This is a genomic window from Streptomyces sp. bgisy027, from assembly GCF_057710365.1.
In genome coordinates this window covers 256,496-274,135 of record NZ_JBYIVZ010000004.1, presented here as the reverse complement: position 1 = coordinate 274,135, position 17,640 = coordinate 256,496, and the positions used below count along the sequence as shown (strand labels likewise).

General features: G+C 73.7%; 15 protein-coding genes. 9 read left to right on the top strand and 6 right to left on the bottom strand.

Annotated elements, in window-relative coordinates; genetic code table 11:
* Positions 1-15: 15 nt before the first annotated feature.
* A complete protein-coding gene (locus AC3ETA_RS06465; RefSeq protein ID WP_432191820.1) occupies positions 16-585 on the top strand; it encodes a helix-turn-helix domain-containing protein in 570 nt (189 codons plus the stop codon).
* Positions 585-1,304 carry a helical backbone metal receptor gene (locus AC3ETA_RS06460; protein ID WP_432191819.1) on the top strand — a complete coding sequence of 240 codons (720 nt, stop codon included), beginning with the start codon at positions 585-587 and terminating at the stop codon, positions 1,302-1,304. Before AC3ETA_RS06465 ends, AC3ETA_RS06460 begins: the two co-directional genes overlap by 1 nt.
* On the opposite strand, the gene AC3ETA_RS06455 is transcribed toward AC3ETA_RS06460, so the two are convergent.
* A complete protein-coding gene (locus AC3ETA_RS06455; protein ID WP_432191818.1) occupies positions 1,216-2,376 on the bottom strand; it encodes a TDT family transporter in 1,161 nt (386 codons plus the stop codon). The genes AC3ETA_RS06460 and AC3ETA_RS06455 overlap by 89 nt on opposite strands.
* A 70-nt stretch (positions 2,377-2,446) precedes the next feature.
* Here AC3ETA_RS06455 and AC3ETA_RS06450 point away from each other — a divergent pair, with 70 nt between their 5' ends.
* Positions 2,447-3,370: a LysR family transcriptional regulator gene (locus tag AC3ETA_RS06450; RefSeq protein WP_432191817.1), complete on the top strand. Its 924-nt coding sequence runs from the start codon at positions 2,447-2,449 to the stop codon at positions 3,368-3,370.
* Positions 3,371-3,490: 120 nt separating this feature from the next.
* Here the strand turns inward: AC3ETA_RS06450 and AC3ETA_RS06445 are convergent, their stop codons facing one another.
* From AC3ETA_RS06445 to AC3ETA_RS06435, 3 genes are all read right to left on the bottom strand, one after another.
* Entirely contained in the window at positions 3,491-4,162 is a 672-nt protein-coding gene (locus AC3ETA_RS06445; protein WP_432191857.1) for a gamma-glutamyl-gamma-aminobutyrate hydrolase family protein, read from the bottom strand.
* Positions 4,163-4,199: 37 nt separating this feature from the next.
* Positions 4,200-5,648 (bottom strand): ethanolamine permease, encoded by a 1,449-nt coding sequence (gene eat / locus AC3ETA_RS06440; RefSeq protein ID WP_432191816.1) that lies wholly within the window; start codon positions 5,646-5,648, stop codon positions 4,200-4,202.
* A gap of 171 nt (positions 5,649-5,819) precedes the next feature.
* On the bottom strand, positions 5,820-6,566 hold the full coding sequence (locus tag AC3ETA_RS06435; RefSeq protein ID WP_432191815.1) for a FadR/GntR family transcriptional regulator: 747 nt from the start codon (positions 6,564-6,566) through the stop codon (positions 5,820-5,822).
* 86 nt (positions 6,567-6,652) lie between these two features.
* On the opposite strand from AC3ETA_RS06435, the gene AC3ETA_RS06430 reads away from it, so the two are divergent.
* From AC3ETA_RS06430 to AC3ETA_RS06415, 4 genes are read left to right on the top strand one after another with little or no spacing between them, the layout of a single operon-like run.
* Positions 6,653-8,017 carry a glutamine synthetase family protein gene (locus AC3ETA_RS06430; RefSeq protein WP_432191814.1) on the top strand — a complete coding sequence of 455 codons (1,365 nt, stop codon included), beginning with the start codon at positions 6,653-6,655 and terminating at the stop codon, positions 8,015-8,017.
* A gap of 8 nt (positions 8,018-8,025) precedes the next feature.
* Entirely contained in the window at positions 8,026-9,399 is a 1,374-nt protein-coding gene (locus AC3ETA_RS06425) for an aldehyde dehydrogenase family protein (protein ID WP_432191813.1), read from the top strand.
* Positions 9,396-10,178 (top strand): 3-oxoacyl-ACP reductase, encoded by a 783-nt coding sequence (locus AC3ETA_RS06420; RefSeq protein WP_432191812.1) that lies wholly within the window; start codon positions 9,396-9,398, stop codon positions 10,176-10,178. The genes AC3ETA_RS06425 and AC3ETA_RS06420 overlap by 4 nt, the downstream gene beginning before the upstream one ends.
* Before the next feature lie 26 nt (positions 10,179-10,204).
* Positions 10,205-11,140 carry a DUF2510 domain-containing protein gene (locus tag AC3ETA_RS06415; protein ID WP_432191856.1) on the top strand — a complete coding sequence of 312 codons (936 nt, stop codon included), beginning with the start codon at positions 10,205-10,207 and terminating at the stop codon, positions 11,138-11,140.
* A 12-nt stretch (positions 11,141-11,152) separates the two neighbouring features.
* Here the strand turns inward: AC3ETA_RS06415 and AC3ETA_RS06410 are convergent, their stop codons facing one another.
* Positions 11,153-12,355 (bottom strand): amino acid deaminase/aldolase, encoded by a 1,203-nt coding sequence (locus tag AC3ETA_RS06410; protein WP_432191811.1) that lies wholly within the window; start codon positions 12,353-12,355, stop codon positions 11,153-11,155.
* Positions 12,356-14,221: 1,866 nt separating this feature from the next.
* On the opposite strand from AC3ETA_RS06410, the gene AC3ETA_RS06405 reads away from it, so the two are divergent.
* Complete coding sequence (locus tag AC3ETA_RS06405) at positions 14,222-15,208, top strand: hypothetical protein (RefSeq protein WP_432191810.1); 987 nt, start codon at positions 14,222-14,224, stop codon at positions 15,206-15,208.
* Positions 15,205-16,455: a type VII secretion-associated serine protease mycosin gene (mycP, locus tag AC3ETA_RS06400; RefSeq protein ID WP_432191809.1), complete on the top strand. Its 1,251-nt coding sequence runs from the start codon at positions 15,205-15,207 to the stop codon at positions 16,453-16,455. Before AC3ETA_RS06405 ends, mycP begins: the two co-directional genes overlap by 4 nt.
* A 28-nt stretch (positions 16,456-16,483) precedes the next feature.
* Here the strand turns inward: mycP and AC3ETA_RS06395 are convergent, their stop codons facing one another.
* Positions 16,484-17,491: a serine hydrolase gene (locus AC3ETA_RS06395; protein ID WP_432191808.1), complete on the bottom strand. Its 1,008-nt coding sequence runs from the start codon at positions 17,489-17,491 to the stop codon at positions 16,484-16,486.
* Between the last annotated feature and the right edge of the window lie 149 nt (positions 17,492-17,640).

Sequence of the window (17,640 nt, the reverse complement as noted above, 5' to 3'; positions counted from 1 at the left end):
GAGGGAGCCGGAGCGATGGGCGACCACAAAGAACAGCCCCTTCGGGTGGGCGCGGCCGTACGGCGGCGGCGCCGTGCGCTGGACCTCACCCTCGCGGTCGTGGCCGAGCGCAGCGGCCTGTCGGTGCCCTTCCTGAGCCAGGTCGAGAACGACCGGGCGCGCCCCAGCCGGAGCTCCCTCGAAAAGGTCGCCGACGCGCTGCGGACGACCGCCGTCGAACTCCTCGCCGCCGCCGATCCCGCGTGCAGCGTCGACGTCGTACGGGCCGACACCACCGAACTGGCGCCGGAGCCCCGGACCCGGTCCCTGGTGCGCGGTCACCACCAGATGCACGCCTCGGAGTTCACCGGCGACCACGACGCGGGCCGTGAATTCCAGTTCCGCAACGACCAGTTGATGTACGTCGCCGACGGCGCCGTCGAGATCGAGGCCGAGGGCCGCGCCTACCGCCTCGGCCGCGGCGACACCCTCTATCTCACCGGCGGGGTGCGGCACCGCTGGCGGGCGACCGTGCCGGACACCCGCGTGGTCGTGGTCGCGGTGGCGGAGCACATCGAGGCGGTCCGGGACCGGCCGGGACGCTGATGCGCGTCGTCTCGCTGGTGCCGTCCCTGACGGAGGCCGTGGCCGTCTCGGCCCCCGGCGCGCTCGTCGGAGCCACGGACTGGTGCAGCCACCCCGCGGGGCTGGACGTCACCCGCGTCGGCGGCACCAAGAACCCGAAGGCGGACCGGATCGTCGCCCTCGCGCCCGATCTGGTGATCGCCAACGAGGAGGAGAACCGCGCCCCCGACCTCGACGCCCTGCGCGCGGCCGGCGTCGAGGTCCTGGTGACCGAGGTGCGGGACGTGCCGCAGGCCTTCCGCGAGCTGGCGCGCGTACTGGACGCGTGTGGAGTGCCGGCGCGCCCGCGCTGGCTGGACGAGGCGGAGCGGACCTGGTCGTCGCTGCCGGCCCCGGAGCGCCGTACGACGGCCGTGGTGCCGATCTGGCGGCGGCCCTGGATGGTGCTGGGCCGCGACACCTTCGCGGGCGACGTCCTGGCCCGCCTCGGCGTGGACCACCTGCACGCCACCCACGAGGACTGCTATCCGCGCATCCCCCCGCACGACCTGCTCGCGTCCGCCCCGGACGTCGTCGTCCTGCCCGACGAGCCCTACCGCTTCACGGCCGACGACGGGCCGGAGGCGTTCCCCGGCCTGCCCTGCGCGCTCGTCAGCGGACGGCACCTGACGTGGTACGGCCCGTCACTGGCCGAGGCACCACGAGTGCTGTCCGAGGCGCTGCGAGCAGCGCGCCGCTGAAGAGCCCGCGGGCGGTGTGGACGGCCGCCGCGGTCCAGGCCACGACGAGCACGGCGTAGAGCCCGACGGCCAGCCCCTCGTACACCACGAGCCCGGTGTGCCGGGCCAGCGCCGCGGCGCCGGTGACACAGGTGCCGACCGGGAAGGTGAACGCCCACCAGGTCATCGCGAAGCCCATGCCGTGCCGCTGGGCGCGCACCACATGGGCGGTGGCCAGCCCGAACCACAGCAGCGCGAAGCCCATCACGGGCACGCCGTACAGGACGGCGAGAATCCCGAAGCCCTCGCTGTACGGCGCCGGGACCACCCCCGGGGCGAGGTCGGCGAACGCGCCGACGGCGGTGGTGGACTGCCCGAGCGGGCCCAGCACCAGGAACAGGGTCGGGGTGAGCGCGAGGGGCAGCGGGCCGCCGGTGATCAGCCGGGCGAAGACCAGCGGCAGCATCAGCAGCGTGGCCAGCAGGCTGAGCCCGAACATCGCGACACAGGCGAGCAGCAGCGTCTCCCGGGCCTGGCCGGGCGGCAGATGCGGCACCAGCAGCGGCCCGAGCGCGGCGGACACCATCGGCGCGACGAGCGGCAGCAGCCACACGGGCGTGGCCTGCGACGGTTCGATGCGATGGCGTACGGCCATGAGGTACGGGACGGCGACGGCCGCGGCAAGACCGATCGCCGTACCGGCGACGAACAGCACGGCGTCGAGCGCGACCGCCGCCGCGGGGCCGATCCAGTCCCGGCCGACGGTGAGGGCACCGCCGCCGACCGCCAGCAGGGCCATGGACAGGCAGCCGTAGAAGGGCGCCATCGCCGGGTCGAGGAGGTGGGCGCGGGCCTGGTCGCGGTGGCGGGTCCAGTGCCGGACACGGGCGCCGAGCAGGGCGAGCAGCAGCAGGAGGGAGAGCGCCCAGACCGCAGTGCACAGGGGGCGCAGACCGGAGAGGCGCAGCGGCAGTCCGGCTCCGGCGGTGGCGACGGCGGCGGTACCCATGACGGCGGAGTACCAGTTGGGTCCGAGGTGACGGACGGTGCCGCGGCGACGAATGGGCCCGAGGTGACGGGCAGCGGTGACCATGTGCTCAGGGTCGTCGCAGCGGTCGTCCCCCACCAGGGAGTTTGCCTCTATGGCGACATAAACTGGGCTTATGACTCAGGCGGCGGAGGGGCAGTTTCGCGCGGGAACCCTGGCACACCGTGTCCCGGATCTCGGCGCGTTGGAGCTGCTGCTGGCGGTGGCGCGGATCGGCAGTCTCGGCGGGGCGGCGCGGGAGCTGGGGATCACCCAGCCCGCGGCGAGCAGCCGGATCCGGTCGATGGAGCGTCAGCTCGGGGTGGCCCTGGTGGACCGGTCGCCCCGGGGCTCCCGGCTCACGGACGCCGGGGCGCTGGTGACGGACTGGGCGCGGCGGATCGTGGAGGCGGCGGAGGCGTTCGACGCCGGGGCGCAGGCGTTGCGGGACCGGCGGGACTCGCGGTTGCGGGTGGCGGCGAGCATGACGATCGCGGAGTATCTGCTGCCGGGCTGGCTGCTCGCCCTGCGGGCCCAGCGGCCGGACACCGCGGTGTCCCTGCTCGCCGGGAACTCGGCGGCGGTGGCGGAGCGGTTGCTGGCGGACGAGGCGGATCTGGGGTTCGTGGAGGGGCTGACCGTGCCGACGGGGCTGGACTCCGTGGTGATCGCCCACGACAACCTGATCGTGGTCACGGCGCCGGGGCATCCGTGGTCGCGTCGGCGGCGGCCGCTGGAGGGGGCGGAGCTGGCGGCGACTCCGCTGATCCTGCGGGAGAAGGGGTCGGGGACGCGGCAGGTGCTGGACGCGGCGCTGGGGGGTCTGGCGCGGCCGCTCATCGAGTTGTCGTCGACGACCGCGGTGAAGGCGGCGGCGGTGAGCGGGGCGGGGCCGGCGGTGCTCAGTGAGCTGGCGGTGGGGGAGGAGCTGTCGATGCGGCGACTGGTGGCCGTGCCGCTGGCGGACGTCTCGCTCGCGCGCGACCTGAGGGCGGTGTGGCCGACGGGGCACCGGCCGGTGGGGCCGGCGCGGGACCTGCTGGCGCTGACCCGGGGGTGATCTCCTCGCCCCCGCCGCCCCCACCCGTCCCGTCCCCCGGGGCTGCCGCCCCCGGACCCCCGCTTCGGCCGTGACCGGCCTCGTCCTCAAACGCCGGACGGGCCGAAGAGACGCCGCGCCTCAGCCGGCGGCGGCCCGCACCAGTGCCCGCATCACCCGCAAGTCCTCCCCCATCTCCGGATGCCACTGCACCCCCAACACCCACTCGGCCGAAGGCAGTTCCACGGCCTCCACCGTGCCGTCCGCCGCGAAGGCCGTCGCGACCAGGCCCTCGCCCAGCCGGTCCACGGCCTGGTGGTGGTAGGTCGGCACGGACGTCTCCTCCGGCACCGCGGCGGCGTACAGACTGCCCGGCACCGGCTTCACGGTGTGGCTGCCGAAGACACCGACGACCTCCGCGTGCCCGTCGATGTGCTGCTGGAGCGTGCCGCCGAGGGCGACGTTCAGCAGCTGCATGCCCCGGCAGATGCCCAGCAGCGGCACCCCGGCGGCCAGCGCCGCGTCGATCAGCGCCAGCTCCCACGCGTCCCGCTCACGCGCCGGGGGCCCCGTACGGGGCTCGCGCTCCGCGCCGTAGCGGACCGGCTCCACGTCCGGCCCGCCGGCGATGACCAGCCCGTCCAGCCGGGCCACGGCGGCGGCCGCGTGCTCCGGGTCGTCCGGCGGCAGCATCGTGGCCAGGCCGCCCGCCCGCTGCACCAGCCGGGGATAGCCGGCCGGCAGCAGCGCAGCCTCCAGCTCCCACACGCCCCAGCGCGCACCGGACTCCAGATAGGTGCTGACTCCGATCAGCGGCCTGGCCACAGCAACTCCCTCAACTCTCGAAACGTCAGTCCCGTGCCAACTCTGCCTCGGCCGCCGCCAGCGCCGCGAACTCCTCCTCCGGAGCCTTGGCCACCAGGTGCTTACGGCTGTAGAGGCCGAAGTAGGCGACGGCCACCCCGTACACCACCAGCGCGATCACCGCCGCCGTCACGTCCACCAGGAACGTGGCCACCAGCGCCGCGCACGCCAGCACCAGCGCGACCGACGAGGTCAGCACCCCGCCCGGCGTGCGGTACGGCCGCTCCAGCTCCGGCTCCCGGCGGCGCAGCACGATGTGCGACAGGGACATCAGGGCGTAGGAGATGGTCGCGCCGAAGACGGCGATGTTCAGCATCCGCGCGCCGTTGCCGGACAGCGCGGCCAGCAGGAAACCGATCGTGCCGGGCACCAGCAGGCCCAGGTACGGCGCCTTGCGGCGGCTGGTGAGGGACAGGAACCGGGGCAGGTAGCCCGCGCGGGACAGCGCGAACAGCTGGCGCGAGCCCGCGTAGATCAGGGAGAAGAACGACGCCACCAGGCCGGCCAGGCCCGCGTAGTTCACGATCCGGCTCAGCGTCGTCGCCTCGCCGTCCGGCTGGAGCGCCTCCACCAGCGGATTGCCCGCCTCCTGGATCGCCGCCGAGCCGCGTGCGCCGGCCGCCGCGAAGAAGGTCACCACGGCCAGCACCACCAGGATGGCCATCGACCAGCGGATCGCCTTCGGCAGCGTACGGGCCGGTTCCTTGGTCTCCTCGGCGGCCAGCGGCACGCCCTCGACGCCCAGGAAGAACCACATGCCGAACGGGAACGCGGCCCAGATGCCGAGCAGGCCGAAGGGCAGCCAGGAGTTCGAACCCGCCGCCGAGATGTCGACCGGGATGTCGTCCAGCGAGCCGAAGGAGAAGTCCGGCAGCGCCGCCAGCGCGAACACCACCAGTGCCACCACCGCGATGCCGGTGACCACGAAGCTGAAGCGCAGCGCCTCGCCCACGCCCCAGAGGTGGATGCCGAGGAAGATCGCGAAGCAGACCAGGTACACCGGCCAGCCCGACTCCAGGCCGAACAGGCCCAGCGACTCGACGTAGTCGCCGATGAAGATGACGATCGCGGCGGGCGCGAGAACGTACTCGATGAGGATCGCCGTACCGGTCAGGAACCCGCCCCACGGGCCGAGGGCGCGGCGGGCGAAGCCGTAGCCGCCGCCCGCCGTCGGCAGGATCGAGGACAGCTCGGCCAGGGCGAACACCATGCAGGCGTACATGGCGCCCATGAGGACCATGGCGATCGCCAGGCCGCCGAAGCCGCCCTCGGCCAGACCGAAGTTCCAGCCCGAGTAGTCGCCGGAGACGACGTACGCGACGCCGAGTCCGGTCAGCAGCACCCAGCCGGCGCTGCCGCGGCGCAGCGCTCTGCGCTGCAGATAGTCGTCCGCCTCCGGGGCGGTGGGTGGTGTGTTCGTGGATTCCAGGGACATGGCCAACTCCCCACGTGCGGTGGACACCGGGCGGATCCGGGCACGGTGGGGTGGTCGACCGGGCTCCGGTTCAATGGAATGGATGCATACCTTTGCCGGGTCGGCCGCTCGAACGCAATACCCTTGCGTTAATCGCCGGTAAATCCACCCGCACCGGGGACCGGGCGCCGCTCAGCCGAGGAAGCCCCGCAGCAGTGCCGCCGTGCCCCCGCAGTGCTCGCGCATGATCTCCCGCGCGCACTCCGCGTTGCCCTCGATCACGGCCTCCACCAGGGCCGTGTGCTGGCGCTGGGAGTGCTCCAGGTTGCGCACCAGCAGCGGGATGCAGTCGAGCAGGTCGTTCACGGTCGCGCGCACGGCCGCGTACTGGGCGGTGAGTGTGGGGGAGCCGGACAGCTCGGCCAGGGTCAGGTGCAGCAGGGTGTCCAGCCGGCGGTACTCGGCGAGCGGGGCGTCGTGGGTGCGGGCCAGCGCCTCGCGCAGCCGGTTCGCCTGCTCCTCGGCCAGCCCGTGCGCCGCGCACAGCCCGGCCGCGCCGACCTCCAGCACCTCGCGGAAGCGCAGCGTGTCCTCGACGTCGACGTCCTTCAGGCGGCGGCGCAGCTCCTCCTCGCCGGGGCTGACGGGGCGCGGCAGGACGAACGTGCCGCCGTAGCGGCCGCGCCGCGACTCCACCAGGCCCTGGTCCTGGAGTACCTTCAGCACCTCGCGCAGCGTCACCCGGCTGATCCCCAGCCGGTCCGCCAGCTCGCGCTCCGCGGGCAGCCGTTCACCGCCCGGCACCAGGCCGAGCCGGACGACCTGGAGGATCTGCTCCAGGGCCTCCTCGAAGCCGTTGCCGGCCCGCACCGGCCGCAGTACCGACGTCAGCCGGTCGTCGGCCCCGGGCGCCCCGTGCTCCGTGTCCGTCTGCGACATGTGGCCGGACCCCCTTCCCAATCAATGGTCCTGCGCAATACCTTATGGCTCCCGGCTGACCGAAGTAGCCGAATGGAGGCTCTCCCGTGGCAGACCGCACACCCCCGCTGAGCGTCGAGGAGCTGCACGCCCTCGTCGCGGGCGGTGAGATCGACACTGTCGTCCTCGCGTTCCCCGATATGCAAGGGCGGCTCCAGGGCAAGCGGTTCGCCGCCCGCTTCTTCCTCGACGAGGTACTCCACCACGGCACCGAGGGCTGCAACTACCTCCTCGCCGTCGACACCGAGATGAACACCGTCGAGGGCTACACCATGTCGTCCTGGGACCGCGGCTACGGCGACTTCGCCATGCACCCGGACCTGGCCACGCTGCGCCGCGTCCCGTGGAACGCCGGCACGGCCATGCTGATCGCCGACCTCGCCTGGAACGACGGCTCGCCCGTGGTCGCCGCGCCCCGCCAGATCCTGCGCCGCCAGCTGGAGCGCCTGGCCGAGCACGGCTACACGGCGAACGTCGGCACCGAGCTGGAGTTCATCGTCTTCAAGGACACCTACGAGCAGGCCTGGGACGCGAACTACCGGGGGCTCACCCCGGCCAACCAGTACAACATCGACTACTCGGTGCTCGGCACCGGCCGGATCGAGCCGCTGCTGCGCCGCATCCGCAACGAGATGGCGGGCGCCGGCCTCACCGTCGAGTCCGCCAAGGGCGAGTGCAACCCCGGCCAGCACGAGATCGCCTTCAAGTACGACGACGCCCTGGTCACCTGCGACCAGCACGCGATCTACAAGACCGGCACCAAGGAGATCGCCGCCCAGGAGGGCGTCTCGATCACCTTCATGGCCAAGTACAACGAGCGCGAGGGCAACTCCTGCCACATCCACCTCTCCCTCGCGGACGCCGCCGGCAACAACGCCATGGCCGGGGACGGAGAGGGCGGCATGTCGGACGTCATGCGCCACTTCCTCGCCGGCCAGCTGGCCGCCCTGCGTGACTTCTCGCTGCTGTACGCGCCCCACATCAACTCCTACAAGAGGTTCCAGCCGGGTTCCTTCGCCCCGACCGCCGTCGCCTGGGGATACGACAACCGCACCTGCTCCCTGCGCGTCGTCGGCCACGGCCGCTCGATGCGCTTCGAGAACCGCCTCCCCGGCGGCGACGTCAACCCGCACCTCGCGGTCGCGGGACTGGTGGCCGCCGGCCTGTACGGCATCGAGCAGAAGCTGGAGCTCCCCGAAGCCTGTCCCGGCAACGCCTACACCGCCGACTTCGCGCACGTCCCCACGACCCTGCGCGAGGCCGCCGAGCTCTGGGAGAACAGCCCGATCGCCAAGGCCGCCTTCGGCGACGAGGTCGTCGCCCACTACCGCAACATGGCCCGCGTCGAACTCGAGGCCTTCGACGCCGCGGTGACCGACTGGGAGCTGCGCCGCTCCTTCGAACGCATGTGAGGCACTTCTTGTCCGACCAGCTCCAGGTACTGAATCCGGCCACCGAAGAGGTCGTCGCCACCGTCCCGGCCGCCACCGCGGCCGACGTGGACGCGGCGGTCGTACGCGCCACGAAAGCGCAAGTCCTGTGGTCCGCCCTCGCGCCCGGCGAACGCGCCCGACTGCTGCGGCGGTTCGCCGTCGTCGTGGACGAACACCTCGAAGAACTCGCCCAGTTGGAGGTCCGGGAGGCCGGGCACACCGTCGGCAACGCCCGCTGGGAGGCGGGCAACGTCCGCGATCTGCTCGACTACGCGGCCGGGGGAGTGGAACGGCTGACGGGACAGCAGATCCCGGTCCCCGGCGGCCTGAACGTCACCATCCTCGAACCGCTCGGTGTCGTGGGCGTCATCGCTCCCTGGAACTTCCCGATGCCGATCGCCGCCTGGGGCACCGCCCCCGCGCTGGCGGCCGGCAACGCGGTCCTGCTCAAGCCCGCCGAGACGACCCCGCTGACGGCACTCCGACTGGCGGAGCTGGCGCTGGAGGCGGGTCTTCCGGATGGCCTGTTCCAGGTTCTTCCCGGCCACGGTCCCGTCGCCGGCAACGCCCTCGTCGAGCACCCCGGCGTCGCGAAGATCGTCTTCACCGGTTCGACGGGCGTGGGCAAGCAGGTCCTCGCCAAGGGCTCCGCGCTGCTCAAGCGCGTCACCCTCGAACTCGGCGGCAAGAGCCCCAACATCGTCTTCGCCGACGCCGACCTCGAAGCCGCCGCGGCCGCCGCCCCCATGTCCTTCCTGGACAACTCCGGCCAGGACTGCTGCGCCCGCACCCGCATCCTGGTCCAGCGCTCCGCCTACGACCGGTTCCTGGAGCTGCTGGCCCCCGCCATCGAGGCCGTGACGGTCGGCGACCCGGCCGACGCGACGACCGACATGGGCCCGCTGATCTCCAGGTCCCAGCTGGAACGCGTGCGTTCGTACGTCGACGCGAGCGCCGAGGGCATCCGCGGCAAGGCCCCCGAGGGCCCCGGCTTCTGGTTCCCGCCCACCGTCCTCACCGGCGTCGACCCACGCGCGCGCGTGGCCGTGGAGGAGGTCTTCGGGCCCGTCGCCGTCGTCCTCCCCTTCGAGGACGAGGCGGAGGCGGTGGCCCTCGCCAACGCCACCGACTACGGCCTCTCCGGCTCCATCTGGACCCGGGACGTCGGCCGTGCCCTGCGCGTCTCCCAGGCCGTGCGGGCCGGCAACCTGTCCGTCAACTCGCACTCCAGCGTCCGCTACTGGACCCCGTTCGGCGGGTTCAAGCAGTCCGGCATCGGACGCGAGCTGGGCCCTGACGCCCTGACCGCCTTCACCGAAACCAAGAACGTCTTCATCAGCACGGAGGGTCCCGCACAGTGACCGCAGACAACATTTGCCGGCGTCTCGTCGGCCGTACCGCCGTCATCACCGGCGCCGGCAGCGGCATCGGTCTCGCCACCGCCCGCCGGCTCGCCTCCGAGGGTGCCCGCGTCGTCTGCGGTGACGTCGACGAACAGCGCGGCAAGGCGGCCGCCGAGGAGGTCGGCGGGACCTTCGTGAAGGTCGACGTCACCGACCCCGAACAGGTCGAGGCGCTGTTCAGGACGGCGTTCGAGACCTACGGCAGCGTCGACATCGCCTTCAACAACGCCGGCATCTCGCCGCCCGACGACGACTCCATCCTGGAGACCGGCCTGGAGGCCTGGAAGCGCGTCCAGGAGGTCAACCTCACCTCCGTCTACCTGTGCTGCAAGGCCGCCATCCCCTACATGCGCCGGCAGGGCAGCGGCTCCATCATCAACACGGCGTCGTTCGTGGCGAGGATGGGCGCCGCCACGTCCCAGATCTCCTACACGGCCTCCAAGGGCGGCGTCCTCGCCATGTCCCGTGAGCTGGGCGTGCAGTTCGCCCGCGACGGCATCCGGGTCAACGCCCTGTGCCCGGGTCCGGTCAACACCCCGCTGCTCCAGGAGCTGTTCGCCAAGGACCCGGAGCGCGCCGCCCGCCGGCTGGTGCACATCCCGGTCGGCCGCTTCGCCGAGGCGGAGGAGATCGCCGCCGCGGTCGCGTTCCTGGCCAGCGACGACTCGTCCTTCGTGAACGCCACCGACTTCCTGGTCGACGGCGGAATCTCGGGGGCCTACGTCACGCCGCTGTAGGCCGCCCTACAGTTGCCGGAATGAGCATGACGCCCCCGCCCGGCTGGTACCGCGACCCCTCCGCCCCGCACCTGGAGCGCTGGTGGGACGGCACCGCCTGGACCGAGCACCGGCGCGCCCCCGAGGCACCGGCGGCTCCGACGCCGCCGGTGTCCGGCGCGCCGGCGTACGGGTCGCAGCCGACCGTGCCGCTGACGCCGGGGCGACAGCCGGCCGGGGGTGGCTCCGGGAAGGGGCCGAAGGCCGTCGCCCTGATCGCCGCCGGGGCGGTCCTGCTCACGGCGATCGTCACGGGCGTGATCGTCCTCGGCGAGGACGACGGGGACGGGAAGGCGGAGACCGCGCCGACGCTCGCGACCTCGCAGCCCGTGGACCGCGAGCCGGCGTCGGACACCCCGAGCCCGCCCGAGGCCGGCTCCGAACCCCCCGCCGACGGCCCGGCGGTGGTCACGGACCAGCTCAACGGCATCACCCTGCCGCTGCTCGACGGCTGGGTCAGACCGCGCAACGTCACCGAGGCCGACATCCTCATGACCACGGACGGCACCTACGACTGCCCCGCCGACTTCGGCTTCTGCCGGCACGGCAAGGTCAGCTCGCGCACCGCGTCCGCGGACGACGGGAGTTCCCCCGAGGCGATCGCCAAGGCCGACATCGAGAAAGCGGCCGACGCCGCCTACGACCGCGACCTCATCGGCCGGCGCCCCTTCGGCGGCATCGAGTCCCACGAGGTCACGGCGTCCGGCCCGGTCACGGTGGCGGGCCGCGCCGGCTGGTTCGTGCGCTGGCGGGTGACCACGGCCGAGGGACCGGGCGGCTACGTCCAGTCCCTCGCCTTCCCCTCCGGCGTCGGCACCGGGTCACCGGTCATCGTCCGCTACGTCTTCGACGCGGGCGACGACGGGCCGCCGCCGGCCGACATGGACCGCCTCACCAAGGGCATCCGGTCCACCGCGGACTGAGCGCCCGGCGCGCTACAGGAACGTGTGGCCCTCGCCCCGGTACGTCGGCACGGTCGCCGTCACCGAATCGCCCTCGATCAGGTGCAACGCGTCGAACCGCTCGCACAGTTCACCGGCCTTCGCGTGCCGGAACCACACCTTGTCGCCGAGCAGCAGATCGTCGGCGGGGGAGCCGAGCAGCGGCGTCTGCACCTCGCCGGGACCCTCCTGCGGGTCGTAGCGCAGCCCCTCCGGCAGGTACGGCACCGGCAGCCGGTCGGGACCCGCCACACCGGAGGCCGGATACCCGCCGCCGAGGACGGTCACCACCCCGACGCCCGGCCGGCGCACGACGGGCTGGGCGAACAGCGCGGCGGGACGCCCGCTGAAGGACGTGTAGTTGTCGAACAGCCGCGGGACGTACAGCCCCGACCCGGCGCCGATCTCGGTCACGGCGTCCTCGGCGGCCGTGAACTGCACACTGCCGGTGCCGCCGCCGTTGACGAACTCCAGGTCCGGCGCCACCGCACGCACGGCCCGCACCACCTCCGCCCGGCGCCGGGCGAGCTCCCGGCGGGCGGTGGCCTGCATCAGCCGTACGGCACGCGACCGCAGCGGGCGCCCCGCCACCGAGTCACCGACCCCGGCGATGTGCCCCTCGTACGCCATGATCCCGACGAGCTGGAACCCCGGCCGGCGGGCGACGGTCCGGGCCATGTCGGCGACCTCGGCGGGGGAGTGCAGGGGCGAGCGCCGGGCACCGACGCGGACCCGTCCGCCCAGCAGCTTCAGGGACGTGTCCAACTCCAGGCAGACCCGCACCACTTCCCGGCCGCCGTTGCGGGCGGCGTCGATCAGCCGCAGCTGCGCCGGGTCGTCGATCATCACCGTGACGGCGGCGGCGAGCTTGGGGTCGCCGGCCAGCTCCGCGAACCCGGCGTGGTCGGCCGACGGATACGCGAGCAGGACGTCGTCGAACCCGGAGCGCGCCAGCCACAGCGACTCGGTGAGGGTGAACGACATCAGGCCCGCGAAGCCGTCCTTCGCGAGGACGCGTTCCAGCAGCGCCCGGCAGCGGACGGACTTGCTGGCGACCCGGATCGGCTTGCCGCCGGCCCGGCGGCGCATGTCCTCCGCGTTGGCGTCGAAGGCGTCCAGGTCCACGATCGCGAGGGGGGCGTCGAGATGGGCGGTGGCCCGGTCGTAACGGGCCCGGTCGGCGGCGCGCGCAGTCATGAACGCAGCCTGCCAGACGGGATTACCGCAGGGTAGGGGGACGTTCCGGGCAGATCTGCACGGGGTCGTGGACTGGTTCCCGTTCGCGCAGGTTCAACCCGTAGAGTGACGCGCACGCATGTGGGAACGTCCACGGCCGCCTCTCGCGCCGGGATGACGCTCCCTCGGCGCGGGTATGCGTGCCTGGTCGGAGGAGTCCGTACCGGGTGGGGCAGACCGTGAACGACAACGGCGGCCCATGCCCGAGGACGGGCCAGGGGACGAGGAAACGGGGGGTGCATGAGCACGGAAGCGCGTCGCGCCCCCATCCCCCCGCGCCCGTCGGCCCCGCCTCCGCCCGCCGTGCCGCCTCTCCCGCCCAGACCCCCGCATCCGCCGATCACCGGCGACCCGCGGGACGAGGACAGGGACGGCGGCGAGGACGCGCGAACGGAGGGGTCGGTGCCGGGCGGTGTCGACGTGAGCCCGGACCCCGAGGGCGACGGACGCACTCCCGATCCGGTGGCCGGCTCCCGGACGCCCACCCCCTCGGACACCCGCCCCCACCCGAGCGCCCGCATCCCGTCCCCCGGCTCCGGCACCGCCCCACCCCCACCCCGGGCCTCCGCGCGCTTCCCGGACGCCCCACCCAACGCGGGCCGCCCGGGCGCGGGAGTGTCACCGAGCCCTGAGAGCACCGGTCGCCGCCCGGCCATGGGCGCGGGCACGGGCACGTCACCGAGCCCCGAGAACGTCGGTCGTCGCCCGGCTATGGGCGCGGGAGTGCCACCGAGCTCCGAGAGCACGGGTCGTCGCCCGGCCATGGGTACGGGCACGTCACCGAGCCCTGAGAGCACGGGTCGTCGCCCGGCCATGGGCGCGGGCACGTCACCGAGCCCCGAGAACGTCGGTCGTCGCCCGGCTATGGGCGCGGGAGTGCCACCGAGCCCTGAGAGCACCGGTCGCCGCCCGGCCATGGGCACGGGCACGTCACCGAATCCCGAGAACGTCGGCCGCAGCCCCGCCATGGGCGCGACACCGAGCCCCGAGAACGCAGGCCGTCGCCCGGCCACGAGCGCCTCGCGGAACCCCGAGAGCGCCGGCCCGGCCGCACCCGGCGGCACGCCGCGCCGCCCCGCCGACCGCCCCTCGACCCCACGGCGCACGGGGGCCCCCGCCGAGACCGCCGCGGAGATGACGTTCCGCCTCCGCCCGATCCCCGCGACCGACACCACCAACCGCCCCTCCAGCGGCCAGGGTTCCCCCGGCACCGCTTCGGGGCAGGGCGGCACGGGCATGCCGTCCCGCTCTGGCAGTGCCCCGGTCCAAGGTGCTCCGGGCATGGATCCGCGTGCGGGCAGCGCTCCCGGGCCGGGTTCCGTCGGCACGCCTTCTCGTCCCGGCAGCGTCCTGGCTCAGGGTTCCCCCGGCACCGCTTCCGGGCAGGGCGGCACGGGCATGCCGTCTCGTCCCGGCAGTGCCCCGGTCCAAGGTGCTCCGGGCATGGATCCGCGTGCGGGCAGCGCTCCCGGGCCGGGTTCCGTCGGCACGCCTTCTCGTCCCGGCAGCGTCCCGGCCCAGGGTTCCGTCGGCACGCCCTCTCGTCCCGGCAGCGCCCCGGCTCAGGGTTCCCCCGGCACCGCTTCCGGGCAGGGCGGCACGGGCATGCCGTCCCGTCCCGGCAGTGCCCCCACCCAAGGTGCACCCGGCAACGCTTCCGGGCAGGGCATGCCCTCCCGCCCCGCCGACCCCCCGGCGCACGGTTCCCCCGGTGCGCCCCCACGAGCGGCCTCCGCCTCCGCGCAAGGTTCCCTCGGTACGCCCCACCGTCCCGGCGCCGCTCCCTCCGAGGCCCCCCGGCGTTCCGCGTCCGCGCCGCTGCCGCCCATGCGTCCGCCTGTGACGGCGCCCCCGGGCGGTGGCGGGTACGAGGCGTCGGGCTCCGGTGCAGGCCCGGGCGGTGCGTCGTACCCGACGGGGAGCCAGGGGTCCTCCGCACAGTTCTCGCCGGACCCGTCCCTGTCCTGGAGCGCCCCCACGCCGCCGGCGTCCGGGCGGCCCGTCGTGTCGTTCGGGGAGCCCGAGGGGTACGACCAACAGGCGCGGCCGCGTCCGCTCGGGATGCGGCTCAGGCCTCGGATCGCCGCCGCCGCCTGTGTCGTGCTCGGCGTCGGGCTCATCGGCGGGGCACTGACCGGGAGTTGGCTGGTCGGGGAGCCCGGTGACGGCGGCGCTCGGGACACCTTCGCCGCCGCCGGCAGCCTGTGGCACGGCGTACCCGTCGACCAGCTCTTCCCGCGCACCGTGATCGGGAAGGGCGCCGGCCCCGGCGGAGCCGACCGGACCTGGACGCGGATCGCTGTCGCCCCCGACAGCGGCTGCACGGGCGCCTTCGACCCGCTCCTGCGCAAGGCTCTCGCCCCCGTCGGCTGCCGGCGCCTGCTGCGCGCCACCTACACCGACGCCACCCAGAGCCACGTCACCACCGTCGGCCTGCTCTTCACCGACGCCGACGCCACCGCGATGCGCTCGCTCGACGGCCGCTTCTCCAAGGAGGGCCTCGACCGGCGTACCGACCTCATGCCCCGTCCGTACGCCGCCAAGGGCACCAAGGCCGCCGGCTTCGGCAACGACCAGCGCGCCTCCTGGACCATCTCGGTGCTGACCGACGCCCCCGTCGTCGTCTACGCCGTCTCCGGCTGGGCCGACCACCGCACCGTCGACGAACCCCAGCCGGCCGAGGAGGCCATGGAGTCCGACGCCACCACGGCCGTCGCCCAGGCCGGCCTCGGCCACGAGGCACAGGGCCTCGCCGACCGGATCGAGCGCGCCCTGCGCAAGAACGTCGGCCCGTCCACGGAGCAGCCGTCATGAACCCCGGCACGCACCCCGGCGCGAACCCAGGTACGCGGACCGGCCTGAACAGCGCGGCCTCCGCCACCGTGACCAGTGGTGTGAAGCACCTCGTGACCCGACGCACCGGCCCGCTCGCCGCCCTCCTCGGCGCCTGCCTCGCCCTCCTGCCGCCCACCACAGCGCATGCCGACTCCATACGCGCCCAGCAGTGGGCCCTGGAGGCCATGCACACGCAGGAGGCCTGGCAGACCACGAAGGGCAAGGGCGTCACCGTCGCCGTCCTCGACACCGGCGTCGAGGGCGACCACCCCGACCTCGCAGGCAACGTCCTCCAGGGCAAGGACATGGTCGGCTTCGGAGCCGACCGCGGCGACCGCGCCTGGGCCCGGCACGGCACCGCGATGGCCGGCATCATCGCCGGCCACGGGCACGGCGCCGACAACGGCGACGGCGTCATGGGCATCGCCCCCGAGGCCAAGATCCTCCCCGTCCGCGTGATCCTGGAGGACGGCGACCCCGCCCGCGCCAAGGCCCGCAGCACCCGCGGCAACGCCCTCGCCGAAGGCATCCGCTGGGCCGCCGACCACGGCGCCGACGTCATCAACCTCTCCCTCGGCGACGACTCCAAGTCCGCCCACCCCGAGGCAGGCGAGGACGAGGCCGTGCAGTACGCCCTGAAGAAGGGCGCCGTCGTCGTCGCCTCGGCCGGCAACGGCGGCGAGAAGGGCGACCACATCTCCTACCCGGCCGCCTACCCCGGCGTCATCGCCGCGACCGCAGTCGACCGCTACGGCACCCGCGCCTCGTTCTCCACCCGCCGCTGGTACGCCACGGTCAGCGCCCCCGGCGACAAGGTCGTCATCGCCGACCCCGACCACAAGTACTACGAGGGCTGGGGCACCAGCGCCGCCGCCGCGTTCGTCTCCGGCGCGGTCGCCCTGGTCAAGGCCGCCCACCCCGGCCTGACCCCGGCCCAGATCAAGAAGCTCCTTCAGGACACGGCCCGCAACGCCCCGGCCGACGGCCGCGACGACTCCCGCGGCTACGGCTTCGTCGACCCGGCCGCCGCCATCAAGAAGGCCGCAGGCATGAAGCCGGCGGACCTGAAGCCGGCGTCCTACGGCGAGGAGTACTTCGGCGCGGGCCCCGACGCGGCCTCCTCGGACGACGACGCGACGAGCTGGACCGCATGGCTGGCAGGCACCGCAGGCGGGCTCCTGCTGGTGTCGGCGGTCGTCGTGTGGCGGGGCCGTCGGAGCCGCTAGGCCCTGGCCGCCGGCTCCGACGGCCCCGCTACCAGGCGGCCGGTGTCATGGCGCCCGGGGCGGTGGACGCGCTCCCACCGGCGAACACCGACACCGCGGCCCGCGCCGTCGCCTCGACCAGCGCGACGCCCCGCTGCTTGGTCGTGTTGCCGTCGGAGAGCACCGCCACCAGATAGCCGGTGCCGTCCACCGTCACCCGCCCGATGCTGTTGATGTCCCACAGCCCGGTGGCCGTGCGCGGCAGCCAGCCGTTCTTCAGCGCCCACCCGGAGCCGTCGGCAACGGCCGACACCCCCCACCGCTGGTCGGCCGCGACCTGTCCCATCAGCGCGGTGAGATACGCCCGCGAGTCCGCGCTCAGCTGTGAGTCCGCCGCGCCGAACACCTGCCGCAGCAAAGCGAGTTGATCGGCCGCGGTGGTCTGGGTCAGCCCCCAGTACGTGTCGTGCCCGCCGACGGTGTCCGTGAGCCCGAGGCGCCCGTTCGCCGAGTCCAGCCCGTCCGCCTGCCCGATCGTCCGCCACAGCGCCGAGGCGGCGGTGTTGTCGCTGTGCTCGATCATGTCGATGGCGTACGACCGCTCCGCCGTCGTGAGCGCACGCCCCGCGTCCTGGGCCTGGAGCAGCAGCGCGGCCAGGATGTCGACCTTGACGATGCTCGCGGTGTCGAAGCCGCCGTCGCCGTAGGTCGCGCTCGCGCCGGAATCCAGGTCCAGCACCGCCACCGACACCGCGGCGCCGTCCTCGACGTGCACCGCCTTCATCGCGTGGGCCAGCAGCGCGTCATGGTTCACCGTCGGCTCCGCCACCGGATCCACCGAAGCCTTTCCGTCCGTGTCGTCCGTGCTGGACGCCGAGGGCGACGACGTCGCCGCCGACGATACGGCCCGCACCCCGGGGCGCGCCCCCGTGTGCACGTACGCGGTGCCCGCGGCCGTACCGCACACGACGACGACGGTGGCGAGGGCGCCGTGGAGCAGGGGACGGCGTCGAGGCGGACGGGCGCGGCGGTCGCGTCGGGCTCTGGATGACTCCATGTACGCGATCGTCGTGGCTGTGTCTGTGCATGCCGTGAGACGCACGTTAGAGGCGTGTCAGAGATTCGCAGATTCAGGCGACCGGGTGTCACGCGCGCGTTACCGGGGCCGCACAAGCGCAGGAGTATCCCCCCGATAGGGTCGTCGAC